The sequence below is a fragment of the Tenacibaculum maritimum NCIMB 2154 genome (assembly GCF_900119795.1).
GTDB classification, from domain to species: domain Bacteria; phylum Bacteroidota; class Bacteroidia; order Flavobacteriales; family Flavobacteriaceae; genus Polaribacter; species Polaribacter maritimus.
On the sequence record NZ_LT634361.1, the window covers coordinates 273,644 to 292,277 of the forward strand.

Here is an 18,634-nt window from a genome sequence, read left to right on the forward strand (position 1 = left end):
AGTAAAAGTGACTTCGATAGTAGCATAGTGTCTTAAGAAAAAAGTGTACTTTTGTGCGCGAAAAAATTAAACATAAAAAATGAGAAAATTATTTACAGTTTTAGTCTTAGGATTAGCATTTACAATGAATGCACAAGACAAAAAAGAAACCCCAAAAGATGGTTGGAAAAGAAGTGGTAATATTACCTTACTAGGAAACCAATCTGCATTTTCTAACTGGGTTGCAGGAGGAAATAATTCCGTGGCTGCTACATTAGGTTTGAATTATGATTTTAACTTATTAAAAGGAGATTGGAGTTGGGATAATAAAATTATTGCTCAGTATGGTTTAAGCCATACACAAGGAACAGGAAGAAGAAAGACTGATGATTTATTTGAATTTAATTCTCTGGTAGGTAAGAAAGCAGAAGGATATTGGTCATATTCATTCTTTTTAAATTTACGTTCTCAATTTACAAATGGTTATGATTATACTGGTGGGGTAGAAGGTCCAAAAACGTCATCATTCTTTTCACCAGGTTATTTAACTTTTGGACCAGGTTTATTGTGGAAAAAATCCGATAACTTTAAAATTAATCTAGCACCAGCAACTTCGAAAATGACATTTGTTTCTAATGAGTTTGCAGGAGCTTACGGAACAGATCCAGGAGAAACGTTTTTATATCAGTTAGGTTTTTATGGTTCATTATATTATAAAACTGATATTATGGAAAATATTTCTTTGGAAAACATAGTAAGTGTTTTTTCTAATTACTTAGAGAAGCCTCAAAATGTAGATATAACACATCAATTAAATCTTGTCATGAAAATTAATAAATACTTATCTACAAACTTGAGTTTACATACAATCATTGACGATGATGCATCTAGTAGAGTACAATTTAAAGAAGTATTTGGATTAGGAGCTAGCTACCGCTTCTAATAAAAAAAAATAAAATTAGATAAGCCTTAAACAGAAATGTTTGAGGTTTTTTTTATATATTTTGACCAAAAACAATATTGAATGACACTTTTAATTATTTACGCAGCAATATCAATTTTCTTTTCGTTTCTATGCTCTATTTTGGAAGCAGTTTTATTAAGTGTTACTCCCACTTTTATCAGTGTAAAGAAAAAAGAAACAAAAACGTATGCAACGGACTTGGAGGAGTTAAAAAAGGATGTAGATAAGCCTTTAATAGCTATATTAACGTTAAATACATTAGCACACACAGTAGGAGCTATATTAGTAGGAACAGAGGCTAAAAAGGTGTTTAATGATGATGGATATGGTGTTTTTATAGTGTCCGCAGTTATGACCATTTTAATTTTGGTGGCCTCTGAGATCATCCCGAAAACAATAGGAGCTACGTATTGGAAGCAATTAGCTAATTTTACAACAAAGGCATTAAAATTGATGATTTTTCCTTTAAGATGGACAGGCGTTTTGTGGTTGTTGCAGTTAACGACAAAATTAATAGGAGGGAAAGGAGCTCATGGTAATAGTGTGTTAAGTAGAGAAGATTTTACAGCAATGACAGAAATTGCTCATGAGGAAGGGGTTTTTAAAGAATCAGAAAGTAAGGTGATTAAGAACTTGTTAAGCTTTAAAGAGATTCAAGTAAAAGATATTATGACTCCTAGAACTGTTTTAAAGGTGGCAGATGAAAAGCAAACAATTCAATCTTTCTTTGATGAGCATTCTACCTTTCGCTTTTCTAGAATCCCTATTTTTTCTAAAAATCCTGATACTATTTCTGGTTATTTTTTAAAGGATAAATTATTAGAGGCAATTATAGAAGGAAATGGAGAAAAGCCATTAGAATTTATCAAAAGAGAAATAATGGTTACAAAGAGGGATTTACCTATTCCAGAACTATTTGAGAAGCTAATAGAGAAAAGAGAACATTTGGCTTTGGTTGTGGATGAATATGGTTCGGTAAGTGGTTTGGTAACACAAGAAGATGTGATTGAAACGTTGCTAGGTTTAGAAATTATGGATGAAAGTGATAAAGTGGCAGATTTGCAGCAATTGGCTAGGAAAAGCTGGGAGAAGAGAGCGAAGCTATTAGGAATTATAGATAAGAATAAAGAGCAATAGTTTAAATGAATAACAATACCATTTATGGTATTAACGATGACTATTAAAATAAATACCTGGTAGAAGATGATTCTATCAGGTATTTTTTATAAACGAGGTTTTTAGCTTACTGCTTTAAAGTTATACAAGGAGGTAGGCTCTCTTTTCTGTTTATAGTAAGGTAGTGTTGTTAATTATTTATTATCCATGAAATATAGTACAAACTACCAATTTTTCCTGAGCCAGGAACTATGATATATTCTTTTCCTAGAAGGTTAGTACCTCCAATTTTAAAAATTGATTTCAGTACAGGAACGTTGTAGTTTAACTGAGCATCAATAATAGTTCTTTCTTCTATTATTCCGTTTGCGAAAGAAGAATTCCATTGGTATTCACTATTCCATCTAGCGCTCAAATTAAAGCCTAAATTTTTGAATAGATTGCTGCTTCCTAATTGAGCCTTTAAGGAGTGTTTAGGAGCGTTAAAACTAGGTTCAAATTGCCCATAGTCTAAATCTTCTAGTGTATAATCTATAAAATTATAATTTAAGCCGAAGTCAAATAATTTAAAAAATTTAGTATGCATACCCAATCCAAATCCGTAAGAAGTAACTTTCGACTTACTATTGGTTGATAAGATAAAACTATTGGTATTGCCCTCTGCAAAAGCTTCAGCAGCATCAGCATCTAAAGATCCGTCAGCACTTATTTTTCCGTATTTAGGAACGGTCAAGCGCTCAAAGAAAATAAAATTATCATGATTGCTATAAAAACCGTTGATATCTAAATCTAAATTATTGGTTTTATTTAATCCAATAATACTTCTGTATCCAACTTCAAAAGTTTTTACGTTTTCAGGTTGCACATTTTCATATGCTGATTTTACATAATTACCATCTGCCTCAGGGCCATATACAGAATCGAAAATGAAAGAATTATTTAAGATGTCTTCTTTAGTCAATATAGCGGTAGCCGGTCTATTTAATCTTTGATAGTCATAAATATAAACTGTTTGTTTAATTCTATTTAGGTTGTCAATAGAGCCTCCCACAATAAAATCTCCAGAAGGAGAATCTAATGATAGGTATTGCTCTTGAATGGTAGGATTTCTAAATCCTGTTTGATAAGAAGCTCTTAAAATGTGATTTTTTTCATCTCCTAAAGCGTAATTTAAAGAAAATTTAGGAGAGAAATTACCATTAAAATACTCAGATTTATCGTAGCGTAGAGAAGCTGTTATTTTTAAACGTTCACTAAGTAATTTCTTTTGAATTTGCCCATAAATACCATACTCATTGATTTGAATTTTTTCATCTTTATCATTGAAAATTGTTCCTCTTGATTTTGGGTTATATTGCCTGAAAGACCCTCCAATTTGTAAATCGGCCCAATCATTCATTAAATGACTGAAATTATAATTACCATCTGAGTGTATATAAGAACTCTTGTCCCAAACTCTTGACCCTCCCTCATTGGTCATTGTGTTAGTAATTTCTTTTAAGGTATTACGAAATTCTTCTGTACCTGGTTGAAGTCTAAAGTAATCGGCATATATACGAGCTTCTTTGTATTTATTAGGGTTGTTCTTTTCTAAATCCAATGCATAAGAATAATCCTCAATCCAAGAATTAAAAGAGCTTGCTCTTTCGTTAAGTAATATTCCTGTTCTTGCTATATCATAAGAATCTCCAGCATCATTTTTTGTATAGTAACCCCTAATATAAAAGTGATCTCCTTTTGCTTCTAGTTTTGATTGAGTAACATAGTAATTACGTTGAGAATATCTACTATTACCTAAAAAAAGATTATCACCTGTAGATAGTCTTGAGGTTAAAATAAACTCCAAAGACTCATCTTGAAAAGGTCTGTAATGTAAAGAACCAGAAAATTTTAAATTTTTAGATCTATAATCTCTTAAAAGGTCTTTTTCTTCATATCCTGTTCTGGTAACAGAATTAGGGTCGTAATGAGCATATCTAGTATATTCTAATGCATAAGAGTATTCATCTCCATAGGTATTGACTCCATTATAATCAGTACGGGTATCTCTGCTACCTTCTATAATATTTCCCGTATTTAAGTCAATATTATCTTTTTGATTGGCATGCCATTCTTCAGCTTTAAAATAAGAAAAATTTACTTTAGCAGCAAAGTATCCTCCAAAATTATAAGCCATCCTAATAGAAGTGTCGTAAAAAGGATCATTACCAGCTACACTTTGTGAGGTAGCTCCTCCTTTTAATAATACGCTAATTCCGGGGTAATCAAAAGGATTTTTTGTATTCATTAACAAAATACCGTTGTAGGCATTAGCACCATATAGGGCAGAGGATGCACCCGGTAATATTTCTACGCTTTGTACATCAAGTTCTGATATACCACCTATATTTCCAGCGGAAAAATTTAAGGCAGGAGCAGCTGTATCCATTCCGTCAACTAGTTGCACAAATCTTGAGTTATTAAAGGTGGAGAATCCTCTTGTATTTACAGATTTATACCCATAACTTCCATCTCTTACTTGTATTCCTTTTAAGTTGGTTAAGCCATCGTAAAAGGAATTAGAAGTGTTTTTTCTAATATCACTAAGTCCGAATCGTTCGATGGTTACAGGAGATTCTATGATTCTTTCAGGGATTCTAGAAGCGGATATGATGACTTGATCTAGTAGGATGTTTTCTTTAAGGACTACATTAATTTTTTGAGTAAAGGAATTGATAATTACTGTTTCCGTTTTGTAACCAAAAGAAGAAATAGTTATTGTTTGAGGTAATTCTTTTCCTATGATAATAGAAAATTTTCCTTCGTTATTAGAGGAGGTATATCTTTTGTTACTATTTGTAATTTTAGCTCCATAAAAAGGTTCGAGATATTCATCGAAAATTAATCCATTAATTTTTACTTGCGCATAGCTGGATAGCATACACATTGTAAAAACAATCATTGCTAACTGTTTTTTTAACATTTTCTAAGTTTTAATTATGTTTGTTTGGGGTGATTGAAAATTATTCTTCTAGTGAAAAATTGATAGGAAATCCGTATTTAACAGATACAGGTTTTCCTTCTTTTCGTGCAGGCTTGAAATGAGGAAGTTCTGTAACTACTCTTTTAGCCTCATTATTTAAGATTTCTCCGTTTTCAGGTCCTAAAGTTTTAATATTTTTAATATATCCATCTTTGTCAATGATAAACCGAACCCAAACTTCTCCTTGAATAGAGTTTCTTACGGCTTCGCTAGGATATCTGAAGTGTTTTTGAATATGCTTGATCATTTCCTCGTTAAAGCAATCCATTCTTTCTTGTTTCTTTACATCGATACAAGATTTAAAGAGGGGTATATTATCTACTTGGTTGAACCTTGAAGCTTTTCTTACTTCTTCTTTAGATAATCTATTTTTAATATCTTCAATATCATGTTTTACTACAACGGTATTTCTCTTCGTAGCAATATGATTAGTTTTTATCGTATTTGTATTTGAAGCTAAATTTTTAGATATTTTTGTCGCATTAGGAGTATGAATACTCGAAACAGTTTTTTTCTTTAAAGTTCTTCGTTTTAAAAAACGTTTTCTAGCGGAAACATTAACAGTAATTTGCCTAGATTTTTTGTCCTTTTTATCTTTAGAGGATTTGATACTACATTTAGTAATACTAATACTATTTAGGTCTAAAGATTGTTCTTCCGGTGAATTACAAACTTCTTGAGAGTTTACACTTATATTAAAAATGAAAGCAGCAAATAAGATTGAGTATTTCATAGATTTTAGGGGAATCTGATATTATGTATTTAACAAAGGGTTAAAAATTAAGTTCACAAAAATAGGCTTATTATTTTAACATAAAAGAGTTTGTAAATAAAAAAAGAATATTTTTTATTTATGGTGAAATATTTTATATCAATTATAGGCAATAAAAAAGCTGGATAGAATCCCTACCCAGCTTTTTTTATCGTATTAAAACTTATTTAATCGTTAATAGTCCAAGAAAGGTAATAAATAGAACCTATTAATGCAGAACCAGGAGCTACTACATATTCCTTTCCAAAGAGGTTAGTGCCTCCTAACTTGAATCTTGACTTGATAGAAGGAACCCTATAGTTAACCTGAGCATCTAAAACAGTTCTTGCGTCAACAAAACCATCTAAGGAACCCGATTGCCATAAGAATTTATTTTGCCAGCGGATATCCACTCCAACTCCGAAATTTTTAAACAGATTTGCATTACCAAAATGAACGTTAACTTTATGCTCAGGGGTATTAAACCCTGGCTTAAATTCAGTATCTGTACTCTGATCGAAAGTAAAGCGATTCCAAGTATAATTTACTCCTACATCAAGTTTCTTGAAAAATTTGGTTTTTAAGCCTAATCCCATACCGTAAGAAGAAACTTTAGCAGCTGAATTAGTTTTAATTAAGAAAGGAGTTATATCTCCATTATCCCAAGCTCTTGTTAGCGCAGCATCAGGATTTCCGTTGTTGTCAAATTGTCCGTAATGACCTACCCACGCCACTTTTTCTGCTAAGAAATTTTTGTAATTGTTGTAATACCCATTAAGATCAATTTCTAAGATATTAGCGTTAGTAATATTGAACACACCACGATATCCTGCTTCGAATGAAGTTACTCCTTCAGGTTTAACCAAATTATACCCTGCTTTTTTAGGAGTACTATTTTTTACGGATAAATCTGAAAAAGAATTATTGATAGCATCTTCACCTGTTATAGTAGCTTGAGTACCATCATTATTGTTAACCTCAATAACATACCTGTTTAAGTTATCATTTGCTGTTCCTAAAACGTGGATTGCTCCGGTAAAAAATCCGATATATTGATCTTGCGTGGTAGGGTTACGGAAACCTGTTTGGTAAGAAGCTCTTAATACATGATCTTTATTTTCTCCTAATCCATAACTTAAAGAAAGCCTTGGAGAAAAGTTTCCATCAAAGTTTTTAGACTTATCAAAACGTACAGAACCTGTAAACTTTAAGCGATCATCTAAAAATTTCTTTTGTAATTGACTATACAATCCAAATTCATCAAAAGAAATCTTTGACGTTTTATCAGTATAAATACTTCCTCTAGAGTTCAATTTGAATCGGCGATAACTACCACCAACTTGGATTTCTCCCCATTTAATAACGTCTCGTAAATTATAATTCGCATCTGTATGAATAAAGGCAGTTTTATCAAATACTCTAACCCCAGAATTGGCTTCAGATGTTATTTTATCTAAAGCAGTGTTAAAGGCATCTGTTCCAGGAATTAGCCTACCTGTATCAGCTTTCTTTCTAGCAATCAAATGCGCTTCAGCAGCATTGTTCCCTGTAAATGAACTAGCATATGATTGAATATATTCAGTGTACCATATTGGATTGGATTTCCAAACATTATTCAAGTTAACGGCAGCAAATCGAGTATCGAAAGAATCTCCAGAACTTCCTTGAGAATAATAGCTTCTTACAAAGAAATTGTTCCCTGTAAATTCTAGTTTATGTTGTTCTAAGAAAAAACCTCTTAGAGAAAATCTATTAACCCCTTGATAGGTATTGTTGTTTCCTCTATTGAAACGAGAGGTCCATGTAATCTCAAATTTTTTATTTCCCCAAGGGCGATAATATAGAGAGGCATCTGCTTTTAAGTTGTTGCTATTGTAGCTAATCAAATCCCCTTCACGATACCCTGTTCTACTTACTCGTACCCCTTTAAAAATAGGAGCTAAAGCCTGTACATTCGGATCACTACTCGATAAAACGAGCGTTTCTAAGTTTTGAGAAACTTCATCACCATAAACATTAACTCCATCATAATTAGGATCAGAGCCTAGATCATTAATCCTTCTATATCCAGGAATGATACTACCACCAACTCCATTTGTATTTGCCTCATCATTAGCATACCAGTCTGTTCCTTTGAAGTAGGCGAAATTTCCTTTAATAGCCAGTTTTTTACTAAAAACATGAGCCATACGAACCCCTACGTTATAAAAAGGATTGGTTCCTGCAGCATTTTGGCTTGTGGTTCCTGATTTAAAAAAAGTACTGATACCTCTATATTCAAAAGGGCTTTTACTTTTTGATAATAAAATACCATTAAAGGCGTTTGCCCCATATAAAGCAGAAGCAGCACCCGGAAGAATCTCAACACTTTCAACATCTAATTCAGGTGCACGAGCAAAATCAACGGGAAAGTTGAATACAGGAGCCGAAATATCAATACCGTCTGTTAACTGTATAAATCGGATGTTTCCAAATGTAGAAAACCCACGTGTATTGATTGATTTAAGTCCGATACTATTTTCATTCATATCAACACCCTTCAAGTTTGCTAAACCGTCGTAAAAAGATAAAGATGTATTTTTAGAAATATCACTTAAACCTAATCTCTCAATAGTTACAGGAGACTCTATAATTCGTTCAGGAGCTCTTGAAGCAGAAATAACAACCTCATCTAAGGCTAAATTTTCTTTAAGAATAATATTTAATTCCTGATCGAAACTAATTACTTCTATCCTTTCTGTTTTATAGCCAATGGCAGTTACTGTAAGAATGAAAGGAAGTTCTTCCTTTTCTTCTAGAGAAAAACTTCCGTCAGCATTGGAAACTGCACGTTGATTATTTGTTCTAATTGTGGCACTAGGAAAAGGTTCTAGATATTCATCATAAACTCTTCCGCTAATAGATTGTGAGTATGACACAATATTGTATAGCAGAAAAAGAACAAAAGATAATTTTCTGATCATAATTTGGTTTGTATTTATTTTAAATTGAAATAAAAAAGGAGAGAGGAATAAAAAATTATTCCTCTAATGAGAATGAAATAGGGAATCCGTATTTGACAGAAACGTATTCTCCATTTTTCTTTGCTGGGATAAATTGAGGAAGTTCAGATACTACTCTTTTCGCCTCATTATTTAAGATGCTGGCATTTTTAGGGCCCAAAGCTTTTATATTCTTAATAGTTCCATTTTTATCAATAACGAAACGTACCCAAACATCTCCCTGTATTCTTTCTCTTACAGCATCGCTAGGGTATCTGAAATGCTTTTGAATATGCTTGATCATTTCAGTATTGAAACAATCCATTCTTTCGCTTTTTTTAGATCCTTCACAATTTGAAAAAAGAGGAATGTTATCTACTGTACTAAACTTAGAAGCTTTTTTAAGTTCTTCGATAGATAAGTTTGATGTTATCTTTTCTATATCTTTCTTTAAAAGAAGTGGTTTTTCTATACTACTTGCACTGTTATTGATATTAGGACTTTTAACAGAAGAAGCGTTTAGGGCACTTAAAGTACCTGCAATGTGCTTTTTCTTAGCTTTCCTTTTCTTTAAGTACCTACTGCGAGCAGCTGATACTTTAACAGTAATTTGTCTTGTTTTCTTATTCTTTGAATCTTTTATAGTACATTTAGTAATGCTGTTCATGTCAAAAGAATCTTCTTCTGGAGATTCACAAACCTCTTGTGAAACTAAATTAAGGCTAGAAAAACAAGCTAGCATTAATAGGGGCAATAATTTTTTCATAATTACGGGGTATGATTAACATTTTGACTATTTAGTCGTAACTAAAACTAAAAATTGACAGAATAAATACTCCAAAAAATTAAAATATTCACTATGCCAAATAAGATTTAACTCTTAGGGGATAGTTATTAGTAAGAGCAAATGTATAACTTTTAAAGGTTATTTTAAAGAAATTAATGCATAAAAAAAGGTTGGAAGACTGATTGTGTAGATTTAATCTAAATTAAAATCCATAGGAAAAGTATAATTTACACTCACATTCTTTCCTTGGTGCTTGCCAGGAATAAGCCTAGGTAGCTTTGAAATAACACGCTTGATTTCCTTTTTTAGAAAAACTCCATTCTCAGATCCTGTGGTAAGGATGTTCGTGACATAGCCATTTTCATTAACAGTGAATGAAACTAAAATAGTGCCTTTACCTCCCAGTGTTGAGTTTTCTTGAGGGTATTTAAAGTGCTCAGTTAAATGGTCAGACATTTTTCTATTAAAGCAGTCTTTCTCATTTTCTTCATAGGTGTTTTGGCAAGAGCTGAATAAAGGTGTTTTCTCAATTGAAGTAAAAGAAATAGCCTCTTCATTTTCCTTTTTCGAAATTTCGTAGGCAATGTGCTTTATATTATTTTTTAGACTTGCTTCAAAAGTAGCCGCAAGTTCTTTGTGTTCCAAAGGATTTAGGTTATTGGTGTATTTTCTTTCTTTCGGTGTTTTTTCAACATTTCGTTTTTTTAAATATCGCACTTTTTGACTAATAAAACCTGAAGCATTCTCAGGAGCCTTAGATTTCTCTGCGGAACATTTAGAAATTGTATTAACATCTTTCTGTGAAGAATTAGGAGATTCGCAAATCTCTTGAGCTATTAATACATGGAAGACAAATACTAGAATAAATGATAAAAGTCTTTTTTTCATGATATGTTACTTATAGGGGGGTATAACATTACTTAACGAACAATGACGCTAATTCTAGTATAAAAGTACGGATATTTTATGAGTAAATAAAGAAAAAAGATAAAAAAATATCAGTATTTACAAATCTTCTTGATATTCATAGTATAGGAAATCATTGTAAGGGAAGCGCTGAATATGAATCTTTTTCACCTCCTCATAGGTTTTTTCTCTAAATGATTCTAAGTTGCTTTTAATCAGGGCAGAAATAAAAATATTTTCTTTTTCTAAATCATTCATCCAAGTTTTTTTCCAGTCTTCAAGTGTATAATGAGCTTTTGTTTTTTCGGTAATTAAATCGTCTTTATCTATAGTTTGGTGAGTATAAGCATCAATTTTATTGAAAACCATTACAGTTGGTTTATCAATACTCCCAATTTCATCTAAAATGGTGTTTACAGAAGCTATGTGATCTTCGAAATTAGGATGCGAAATATCAACAACGTGCAATAATAAATCAGCTTCACGGACCTCATCTAAAGTAGATTTAAAAGATTCTACTAACTGAGTAGGGAGTTTTCTTATAAAACCTACGGTATCAGTCATTAGAAAAGGAATATTTTTAATGACTACTTTTCTAACCGTAGTGTCAAGTGTAGCAAAAAGTTTGTTTTCTGCAAAAACGTCACTTTTACTGATAAGATTCATTAAGGTAGATTTTCCCACATTGGTATAGCCAACTAATGCTACACGTACCATTTTTCCACGATTTTTACGTTGAATAGCCATTTGCTTGTCAATAGTAGCCAACTTCTTTTTTAAAAGAGTGATTTTTTCTCTAATGATACGGCGATCCGTCTCTATTTCTGTTTCACCAGGTCCACGCATACCTATTCCTCCTTTTTGTTTGTCGAGGTGAGTCCAAAGGCGCGTTAATCGAGGTAATAGATATTGGCATTGAGCTAACTCAACTTGGGTTTTAGCGGAGCTAGTTTGCGCTCTTTGAGCAAAAATATCAAGAATTAAGTTCGTTCTATCAAGAATTTTGCAGTCTAATATCTTTTCAATATTTCTCAATTGAGCAGGAGATAGTTCATCGTCAAAGATAGCTGTACCGATATTGTGAGTTTCTATATAAGCTTTGACTTCATCTAGCTTTCCTGTCCCTAGAAATGTTTTAGGATTAGGTTTATCTAATTTTTGAACAAAGCGCTTTACAACTTTTCCTCCAGCAGTTAATGTTAAAAACTCTAGCTCATCTAAATATTCTTCAGATTGAGTCTCATCTTGTAATTGCGTAATGAGCCCTATTAAAACGGCCTTTTCTGATGTTATTTTACGTTCATCTATCATAGAAAACAAAAGTACAAAGAATTAGATTGATTAAAAACTAAAAAATAAAGCTTAGTTGATTTTTTAATCTTTGGTTTTTTTAGTTTAGATTGGGTTGTTTTGAAGGGTTGAAAACTAGGTTTTATTTTTGTGTTTTTCAAATTCAAATTAAAAATGATGCTTTCAAAAAATAAGGAAAATATACATACTGTCGCTTTTTATAATGTAGAGAATTTATTTGATATAAGTAATGATTTATCTAAAATGGATGATGATTTTACAATAAAAGGTAGAAGAAGATGGAGTGTTAAACGGTATAAGAAAAAAGTAAAAAATATAAGTACAGTTCTTGCTAAAATAGGTATAGAGAAGTCGTTATATCCTCCTTCTTTAGTAGGGTTGGTAGAGATAGAAAACAAAGGGGTTCTTTTGGATATGATTCACCATCCTAAATTAAGAGAGTGTTTTTATAATTTTGTGCATTATGATTCTCCTGATGAAAGAGGTATTGATGTGGCCTTGCTGTATGATAAACGCTTTTTTGAGTTGTTAGCGTCGAAAAAAATACCTTTAATCCTTAGAGATAGTTCAGGAGGTAGAGATTATACGAGAGATATTTTATTGGTAAAAGGAAAGCTAAAGGGAGAATTAGTTTATATTTTAGTCAATCACTGGCCTTCTAGAGCGGTAGGTAAGGAGAATGGGAGTAAGAGAATGGAAGCGTCTAAATTACTAAATACGGTTGTTTCTAATATTAGGGAAGAGGATATGGATGCAAAAATTATAATAATGGGAGATTTTAACGATAATCCTACTGACGATAGTATCAAGCGTATAGTTCAAAATAATTTTTATAATCCAATGGAGGATTTACATCAGAAAGGAAAAGGGAGATTAACATATAAGGGGAATTGGCATTTATTTGATCAGATTATTATTTCAAAGAGTTTGTTAGAAAAAAATGAATCTTTTTGTTTTAAAGGAGTTGACGTCTTTAATAAAAAATGGTTGTGGGTTTTTGAAGGAAAGTTAAAAGGGAGCCCTTTTAGAACCTATGCAGGAGCTCGTTATAAAGGAGGTTTTTTAGATCATTTTCCTGTATGTGCTTATTTTGAATGCAAATAAATGGCTGAAAGTAAAATAAAAAAGCTGAAACTTATTGTAGTAGGTTTCAGCTTTTTTATAATATGAAGAAATTAAATTATTCTACCGTAACAGATTTGGCCAAGTTTCTTGGTTGATCTACATTTTTATCTAGCATGACAGCTATGTGATATGATAGCAACTGGAAAGGGATTGTTGTTAATAATGGAGTAAAAGCTTCCTCTGTTTCTGGGATTTCTATTACGTGATCGGCTATTTCTCTTACAGTAACATCTCCTTCTGTAACAATAGCTACAATTTTACCACTTCTTGATTTTATTTCTTGAATATTACTCACTACTTTTTCATAGTGCCCTTTATTAGTAGCAATCACAAAAACAGGCATGTTCTCATCAATTAAAGCAATTGGTCCATGTTTCATTTCCGCAGCAGGATATCCTTCTGCATGAATGTACGATATCTCCTTTAATTTTAAAGCCCCCTCAAGAGCTACAGGAAAATTAAAACCTCTTCCTAAGTATAAGCAATTAGGAGCATCCTTGTAAATTGAAGCAATGTGTTTTACATGAGCATCGATTTCTAATAGCTTCTCTATCTGATTAGGAATCAACTGCATTGTTTGTAAATATTTATTTACAGCAGAGTTAGACATTGTTCCTTTTGCTTTAGCTAGTTTTAAAGCAATTAATGATAATACTGTAATTTGTGTTGTAAAAGCTTTAGTAGAAGCGACACCAATTTCGGGTCCAGCATGTGTATAGGCACCTGCATGAGTTTCTCTAGCAATAGATGACCCAACAACATTACAAACTCCAAAAACAAAAGCTCCTTTAGATTTTGCTAGCTTAATAGCAGCCAATGTATCTGCTGTTTCTCCAGATTGAGAGATAGCAATTACCACATCCTTTTCTGTAATAATTGGATTTCTATATCTGAATTCAGAGGCATACTCAACTTCAACAGGAATACGAGCCATATCTTCAAAAAGATATTCTCCTACTAAACCAGCATGCCAAGAAGTTCCGCAAGCTACGATTACGATTCTATCAGCATTTAAAAATTTAGATAGATGATCATCAATACCGGCCATACGAATGATTCCTTCGTCAGGAAGCATTCTACCTCTATATGTATCTATGATAGCTTTTGGTTGTTCATGAATTTCTTTTAGCATAAAATGCTCATAGCCCCCTTTTTCTATTTGATCTAGGCTCATTTGAAGTTCTTGGATATTAGCTTCGACCAATCGGTCGTCCATAATTTTACGAACTTTAATTCCCTTGCCTAATTTTATAATAGCTAATTCTTCGTCTTCTAAATAAACAGCATCTTTGGTGTATTCTATAAAAGGCGAAGCATCAGAAGCAACAAAAAACTCTTTGTTATCTTTTCCAACACCAATAGCAATAGGACTTCCTAATCTAGCTACTACTATTTCGTTTGGTTTTGTTTGGTCAAAAACTGCAATTGCATAAGCTCCTATTACTTGTGTAAGGGCTAATTGAACAGCTTTTCCTAGTTTGCAATTTTCTTGCCTTTTTACCTCTTCTATTAAGTTTACTAAAACTTCGGTATCTGTATCGCTTTTGAAGGTATATCCTCTAGATATCAGTTCTTTCTTTAATGTATCATAATTTTCTATAATCCCATTATGTACAATAGCTAGTTCTCCTGACTGAGAATAATGAGGATGTGAATTAACATCATTTGGTACTCCGTGAGTAGCCCATCGGGTGTGGCCTATGCCAATATTCCCTCTTTTTCTTTTTTCATCCTTGTTTGTAATAACTTCAAGGTGAGAAACTTTTCCTTTAGTCTTAGAGAGGTGCATTTTTTCTCCGTCATACATCATGATGCCGGCACTATCGTAACCTCTATACTCTAATCTTTTTAACCCATTGATAACAATAGGGTACGCTTCTCTATGGCCTATGTAACCTGTAATTCCACACATAACAAAAAGTTTGTTTTATTTTTTAACTGTATACGTTATTTTTAATTTCGCTTTCCTAGCTCCATTTACAGTAGAATTATCCTGTAAAGGAACTGATCTTGCATTCCAATTATAACTTCTCACAATAGTATCCCTAGTTCTAGGAATGTCTGTTGTATTAAAAACTCTTAAACCTAATTCAGGTAGATAATTAGATGTTCCATCTAATAAATCAGATACATAATCTGTAATTCTAAACCTGTATCTATCAGGTTTCTGTGAACTTAGCTCTAGCGTACCTCCAAAACTATTTGGCCCTTCATTAAGGAGGTCTGAAATTTGACTAGGGGTGGAAACAAGTTCTCCAGCATCATTACGAGTAACACCATTTTTATAAAGGAATAACCTTTTAGGTGTTTTTAATGTATCTAAACTAGAGTTTTGAGAAATATAAAAAGTTAATGAAGCATCATTTACTAATAAACTTTGCTTACGTAATTCTTCTATTTTATCAGCAACACCATTGTTATCTAGGTCATCTCCAAATAACTTGATATTGGCCATGGAACCAGACGTTCCATGTAATATAAACGTATTTGCTATATTGGTACTTGCTGCTGTTGTTTTGTATAAACTATTTTTTATTCCAGAAAAAACAAACGAGTCCTTTTTAGAAATAGTATCTATAATGGTACCTCCTTTTAAAATAGTATTTGTATAAATAATATCTATAGAAGGGCTTAAGGCTGCTTTAGAAAAATCAAGAGGAACCATAGCGCCGCTTGCACCGCTAGCCTCAATGATTACTCCTCTAAAATAATTGTTTAAAGCCTCTTGAGAAGCAAAATCATCAGATGTGTACTTGTCAAGAAATGCTGTTTTAAATCTGTTTTTATCAAGCCTAATCGTTTTGAATGGGTTTGCTTTAATACTACCATTTACAATCTTTATAGAATCTTTGAATTCTCTTCCATCACTTAAGTGTCTGTTGAAATAATACACAGTATCTCCTGCAGCATTTGCAAAGCTAAAGTCGGTATCCATATTTGCATTTAAAAGAGCACCTATTTTTTCATAAGATTCATTTGATTGAAATGAATTGTTCTTTGAAGGATTACTAGGGTCCAATCTATTTAAAAATGTATTGGATTGATAAACCTCTACCGTAAAATTATCATTAGCATTTCCTAAAAGAGAGTCTATTCTAAAGATAGATTTTCCAGAAGAAGTTTTCCCTTTACTAGTAACTTGTAAAGGAATTTTAAGAACTACATCGTCAATTATAGTAACTACAGTAGTGTCTGCTAAATAAGTTTTATCCACTACTTTTAATTGACTAGGAAGTGCTAATTGAGAAATTATTGAAGCCTCTGTTTTTACATTATTACTTTTTCCTTTTTGGTAGATGCCGAATAAATATGCTCCTAAGTTTCCCAAAGCAATATTATCTGCTCTAACAGATTCAATATTCTTCGGCGTGATTTCCACATCTAATACAAGTTCTCTAGTATCAAATATATTGTTGTCTATAATAGTTGTACCAATGTCTTGAAAGTCTTTGTCACAAGAAACCGTTAACCCTAGGCATAATAGGATTAAACAACATAAATAAGCATTTTTTTTTATCATTACTTTGGAATAATCTTTTTAATTTTCTAAAACGTTGTTTGCGTAAAAATCTAAATAAGCTTCTGTTAAAACCTCTTCTGATTGGTATGCTAAGAAAGGAACTCCTGTAGTTTCAATAAAATCACTTAGCTCTTGAGAGATGTTTTCACTCCCTTTGATTACAGCGTCAGAATTTTCAATGGCACTCTTTAGTATATTTGTGTGGCTAGGTACTTTAATCGTAGCGATTTTTTGATCACTCAATTTATCAAAACTAACTTTATTTGCTAATTCCTCATTTAAAGTTCCTCCGAAATCGTTGTTATATAGTGAAGTTACTATTTTACTTTGAGAGAATAGCGGTTCTTCCTTATAAAATTCTTTTAAATAAAGAGGCAATAAAGAAGCCATCCAACCGTGAACATGAATGATGTCTGGAGCCCAGTTCAATTTTTTTACAGTTTCAACAACTCCTTTTGCAAAGAAAATAGCGCGTTCATCATTGTCTTGAAAAAGAGTATCATCTTCATCCGTGTACATTGCTTTACGTTTGAAGTATTCATCATTATCAATAAAATAAACTTGCATTCTTTCTTTTGGAATAGAAGCAACTTTGATGATTAAAGGCATATCCATATCGTTAATGATTAGGTTCATACCGGATAATCGGATTACCTCGTGTAATTGATGCCTACGTTCGTTTATGACCCCAAAACGAGGCATGAAAATTCGTGTTTGAACTCCTTTAGAATGGGCATTTCTAGCAACGTTAAAAGCTGTTGAAGCTAATTCTGTTTCTGGTAAGTAAGGAACTACTTCCGATGAAACATATAATATTCTCTTGTCCTTCATTAAATCAAACTCTTTTGATATAGAGTGCGAAAGTACGAATTTTTATGCTAATATCGTGTTAAAATGCTAAGTTTGCATTTATATGATATTTATATTGAATGGAAATATTTAAAAAGAAGGCAGCTTTAAAAGCTTATTTATCAGCTTTAAAATTAAGAAACAAATCTGTAGGATTTGTGCCAACGATGGGGGCATTGCATGAAGGGCACTTGTCATTGATTAAAAGGTCAAAAGATCAAAATGAAGTAACGGTTGTTAGTATTTTTGTGAACCCGACGCAATTTGATAATCAAGATGATTTAGAAAAATACCCTAAGCCTTTAGAGAATGATCTTGGATTATTGAAAAAAGTAGCATGTGATGTGCTATTTGTACCTTCTGTAGAGGAAATATATGCGAAGAATGTTGCTTCTGAAAGTTTTGATTTCGATGGGCTAGAGCATCAAATGGAGGGGCAATTTAGAAAAGGGCATTTTGATGGGGTTGGAACCATTGTAAAAACTCTTTTTGAAATTGTGATGCCAAATAATGCTTATTTTGGAAAAAAAGATTTTCAACAATTACAGATTGTGAAAAAAATGGTTAAAAAGTACCAACTCCCTGTAAAAATAAAAGGGTGCGATATTTTTAGAGAAGAAGATGGATTGGCTATGAGCTCTCGAAATGCTAGATTAACAGCAGCGGATAGAAAGGCAGCTCCTTTTATTTATAAAATACTTAAAAAAGCAAAGAAAAAATTCCCGGATAAAAGCGTTAAAAAAATTACAAGATGGGTAAAAAAGCAATTTGAGAAACACCCATTGTTAGTGTTGGAGTACTTTGTGATTGCAGAAGAAGCTACTTTGGAAACTGCTGAGAAAATAAATTCAAAGAAAAAATATCGGGCTTTTATTGCTACTTTTGCTGGAGATATTCGTTTGATTGACAATATTCGCTTAAAAACAAAAAAGAAAAAATAGTTAAATTTAAAAACAGTATTTTTGCCCTTATGTTAGTTCAAGTAGTAAAATCTAAAATCCACCGAGTAAAAGTTACGGGTGCTGATTTAAATTATATAGGAAGTATTACCATTGATGAAGATTTAATGGACGCTGCAGGTATTATTGAAGGAGAACGAGTTCAAATTGTAAATAATAATAATGGAGAACGATTGGAAACTTATGCTATTCCAGGTCCGAGAGGAAGTGGAGAAATAACCTTAAATGGAGCTGCTTCTCGTAGAGTGGCAAAAGGTGATGTTCTTATTCTAATTGTATATGCTTTTATGGAATTAGAAGAGGCTAAAAATTTTAAACCTCAATTAGTTTTTCCTAACGAATTAGATAATACACTTACATAAAA

Annotated in this window: 14 protein-coding genes; 5 read left to right on the plus strand and 9 right to left on the minus strand. The window is 32.2% G+C overall.

The genetic code is table 11. The features are described from left to right. Positions 1-79 precede the first annotated feature (79 nt). Both MARIT_RS01295 and MARIT_RS01300 read left to right on the plus strand, forming a co-directional pair. Positions 80-922, plus strand: coding sequence for a DUF3078 domain-containing protein (locus tag MARIT_RS01295; RefSeq protein WP_024740255.1), 843 nt, complete (start codon positions 80-82; stop codon positions 920-922). Positions 923-1,003: 81 nt separating this feature from the next. Next, positions 1,004-2,080: a CNNM domain-containing protein gene (locus MARIT_RS01300; protein ID WP_100210559.1), complete on the plus strand. Its 1,077-nt coding sequence runs from the start codon at positions 1,004-1,006 to the stop codon at positions 2,078-2,080. A gap of 169 nt (positions 2,081-2,249) precedes the next feature. On the opposite strand, the gene MARIT_RS01305 is transcribed toward MARIT_RS01300, so the two are convergent. The 6 genes from MARIT_RS01305 to hflX all read right to left on the minus strand — a co-directional run bounded on the left by MARIT_RS01305 (position 2,250) and on the right by hflX (position 11,817). Further along, on the minus strand, positions 2,250-5,021 hold the full coding sequence (locus tag MARIT_RS01305; RefSeq protein WP_100210560.1) for a TonB-dependent receptor: 2,772 nt from the start codon (positions 5,019-5,021) through the stop codon (positions 2,250-2,252). Positions 5,022-5,061: 40 nt separating this feature from the next. Next, a complete protein-coding gene (locus tag MARIT_RS01310; protein WP_100210561.1) occupies positions 5,062-5,814 on the minus strand; it encodes an energy transducer TonB in 753 nt (250 codons plus the stop codon). Positions 5,815-6,020: 206 nt separating this feature from the next. After that, complete coding sequence (locus MARIT_RS01315; protein WP_051398862.1) at positions 6,021-8,750, minus strand: TonB-dependent receptor; 2,730 nt, start codon at positions 8,748-8,750, stop codon at positions 6,021-6,023. Positions 8,751-8,850: 100 nt separating this feature from the next. Then, on the minus strand, positions 8,851-9,579 hold the full coding sequence (locus MARIT_RS01320; RefSeq protein WP_084339900.1) for an energy transducer TonB: 729 nt from the start codon (positions 9,577-9,579) through the stop codon (positions 8,851-8,853). Between the two features lie 213 nt (positions 9,580-9,792). Further along, positions 9,793-10,488 carry a TonB family protein gene (locus MARIT_RS01325; protein ID WP_100210562.1) on the minus strand — a complete coding sequence of 232 codons (696 nt, stop codon included), beginning with the start codon at positions 10,486-10,488 and terminating at the stop codon, positions 9,793-9,795. 117 nt (positions 10,489-10,605) lie between these two features. Continuing rightward, positions 10,606-11,817 (minus strand): GTPase HflX, encoded by a 1,212-nt coding sequence (gene hflX / locus MARIT_RS01330; protein ID WP_100210563.1) that lies wholly within the window; start codon positions 11,815-11,817, stop codon positions 10,606-10,608. A 153-nt stretch (positions 11,818-11,970) separates the two neighbouring features. Here hflX and MARIT_RS01335 point away from each other — a divergent pair, with 153 nt between their 5' ends. Continuing rightward, positions 11,971-12,921, plus strand: a complete 951-nt coding sequence (locus MARIT_RS01335) for an endonuclease/exonuclease/phosphatase family protein (RefSeq protein ID WP_100210564.1) — start codon at positions 11,971-11,973, stop codon at positions 12,919-12,921. Positions 12,922-12,997: 76 nt separating this feature from the next. Here the strand turns inward: MARIT_RS01335 and glmS are convergent, their stop codons facing one another. Genes glmS through MARIT_RS01350 form a run of 3 tightly spaced genes read right to left on the minus strand, consistent with a single transcriptional unit; the run spans position 12,998 to position 17,293 of the window. Beyond that, positions 12,998-14,854, minus strand: a complete 1,857-nt coding sequence (glmS, locus tag MARIT_RS01340; RefSeq protein ID WP_024742080.1) for a glutamine--fructose-6-phosphate transaminase (isomerizing) — start codon at positions 14,852-14,854, stop codon at positions 12,998-13,000. A gap of 15 nt (positions 14,855-14,869) precedes the next feature. Beyond that, positions 14,870-16,462 carry a DUF4270 family protein gene (locus tag MARIT_RS01345; protein ID WP_100210565.1) on the minus strand — a complete coding sequence of 531 codons (1,593 nt, stop codon included), beginning with the start codon at positions 16,460-16,462 and terminating at the stop codon, positions 14,870-14,872. Positions 16,463-16,480: 18 nt separating this feature from the next. After that, positions 16,481-17,293, minus strand: coding sequence for a glycogen/starch synthase (locus tag MARIT_RS01350; protein ID WP_024742078.1), 813 nt, complete (start codon positions 17,291-17,293; stop codon positions 16,481-16,483). A 98-nt stretch (positions 17,294-17,391) separates the two neighbouring features. On the opposite strand from MARIT_RS01350, the gene panC reads away from it, so the two are divergent. Both panC and panD read left to right on the plus strand, forming a co-directional pair. After that, complete coding sequence (panC, locus tag MARIT_RS01355; RefSeq protein WP_024742077.1) at positions 17,392-18,252, plus strand: pantoate--beta-alanine ligase; 861 nt, start codon at positions 17,392-17,394, stop codon at positions 18,250-18,252. 29 nt (positions 18,253-18,281) lie between these two features. Further along, entirely contained in the window at positions 18,282-18,632 is a 351-nt protein-coding gene (gene panD, locus MARIT_RS01360) for an aspartate 1-decarboxylase (protein ID WP_024742076.1), read from the plus strand. Positions 18,633-18,634 lie beyond the last annotated feature (2 nt).

What these genes read in the sequence shown, in the direction of transcription:
- MARIT_RS01295 (WP_024740255.1), top strand. Translation starts at nt 80, where the DNA reads ATGAGAAAATTATTTACAGTTTTAGTCTTAGGATTAGCATTTACAATG.
- MARIT_RS01300 (WP_100210559.1), top strand. Translation starts at nt 1,004, where the DNA reads ATGACACTTTTAATTATTTACGCAGCAATATCAATTTTCTTTTCGTTT.
- MARIT_RS01305 (WP_100210560.1), bottom strand. Translation starts at nt 5,021, where the DNA reads ATGTTAAAAAAACAGTTAGCAATGATTGTTTTTACAATGTGTATGCTA.
- MARIT_RS01310 (WP_100210561.1), bottom strand. Translation starts at nt 5,814, where the DNA reads ATGAAATACTCAATCTTATTTGCTGCTTTCATTTTTAATATAAGTGTA.
- MARIT_RS01320 (WP_084339900.1), bottom strand. Translation starts at nt 9,579, where the DNA reads ATGAAAAAATTATTGCCCCTATTAATGCTAGCTTGTTTTTCTAGCCTT.
- MARIT_RS01325 (WP_100210562.1), bottom strand. Translation starts at nt 10,488, where the DNA reads ATGAAAAAAAGACTTTTATCATTTATTCTAGTATTTGTCTTCCATGTA.
- hflX (WP_100210563.1), bottom strand. Translation starts at nt 11,817, where the DNA reads ATGATAGATGAACGTAAAATAACATCAGAAAAGGCCGTTTTAATAGGG.
- MARIT_RS01335 (WP_100210564.1), top strand. Translation starts at nt 11,971, where the DNA reads ATGATGCTTTCAAAAAATAAGGAAAATATACATACTGTCGCTTTTTAT.
- glmS (WP_024742080.1), bottom strand. Translation starts at nt 14,854, where the DNA reads ATGTGTGGAATTACAGGTTACATAGGCCATAGAGAAGCGTACCCTATT.
- MARIT_RS01345 (WP_100210565.1), bottom strand. Translation starts at nt 16,462, where the DNA reads ATGATAAAAAAAAATGCTTATTTATGTTGTTTAATCCTATTATGCCTA.
- MARIT_RS01350 (WP_024742078.1), bottom strand. Translation starts at nt 17,293, where the DNA reads ATGAAGGACAAGAGAATATTATATGTTTCATCGGAAGTAGTTCCTTAC.
- panC (WP_024742077.1), top strand. Translation starts at nt 17,392, where the DNA reads ATGGAAATATTTAAAAAGAAGGCAGCTTTAAAAGCTTATTTATCAGCT.
- panD (WP_024742076.1), top strand. Translation starts at nt 18,282, where the DNA reads ATGTTAGTTCAAGTAGTAAAATCTAAAATCCACCGAGTAAAAGTTACG.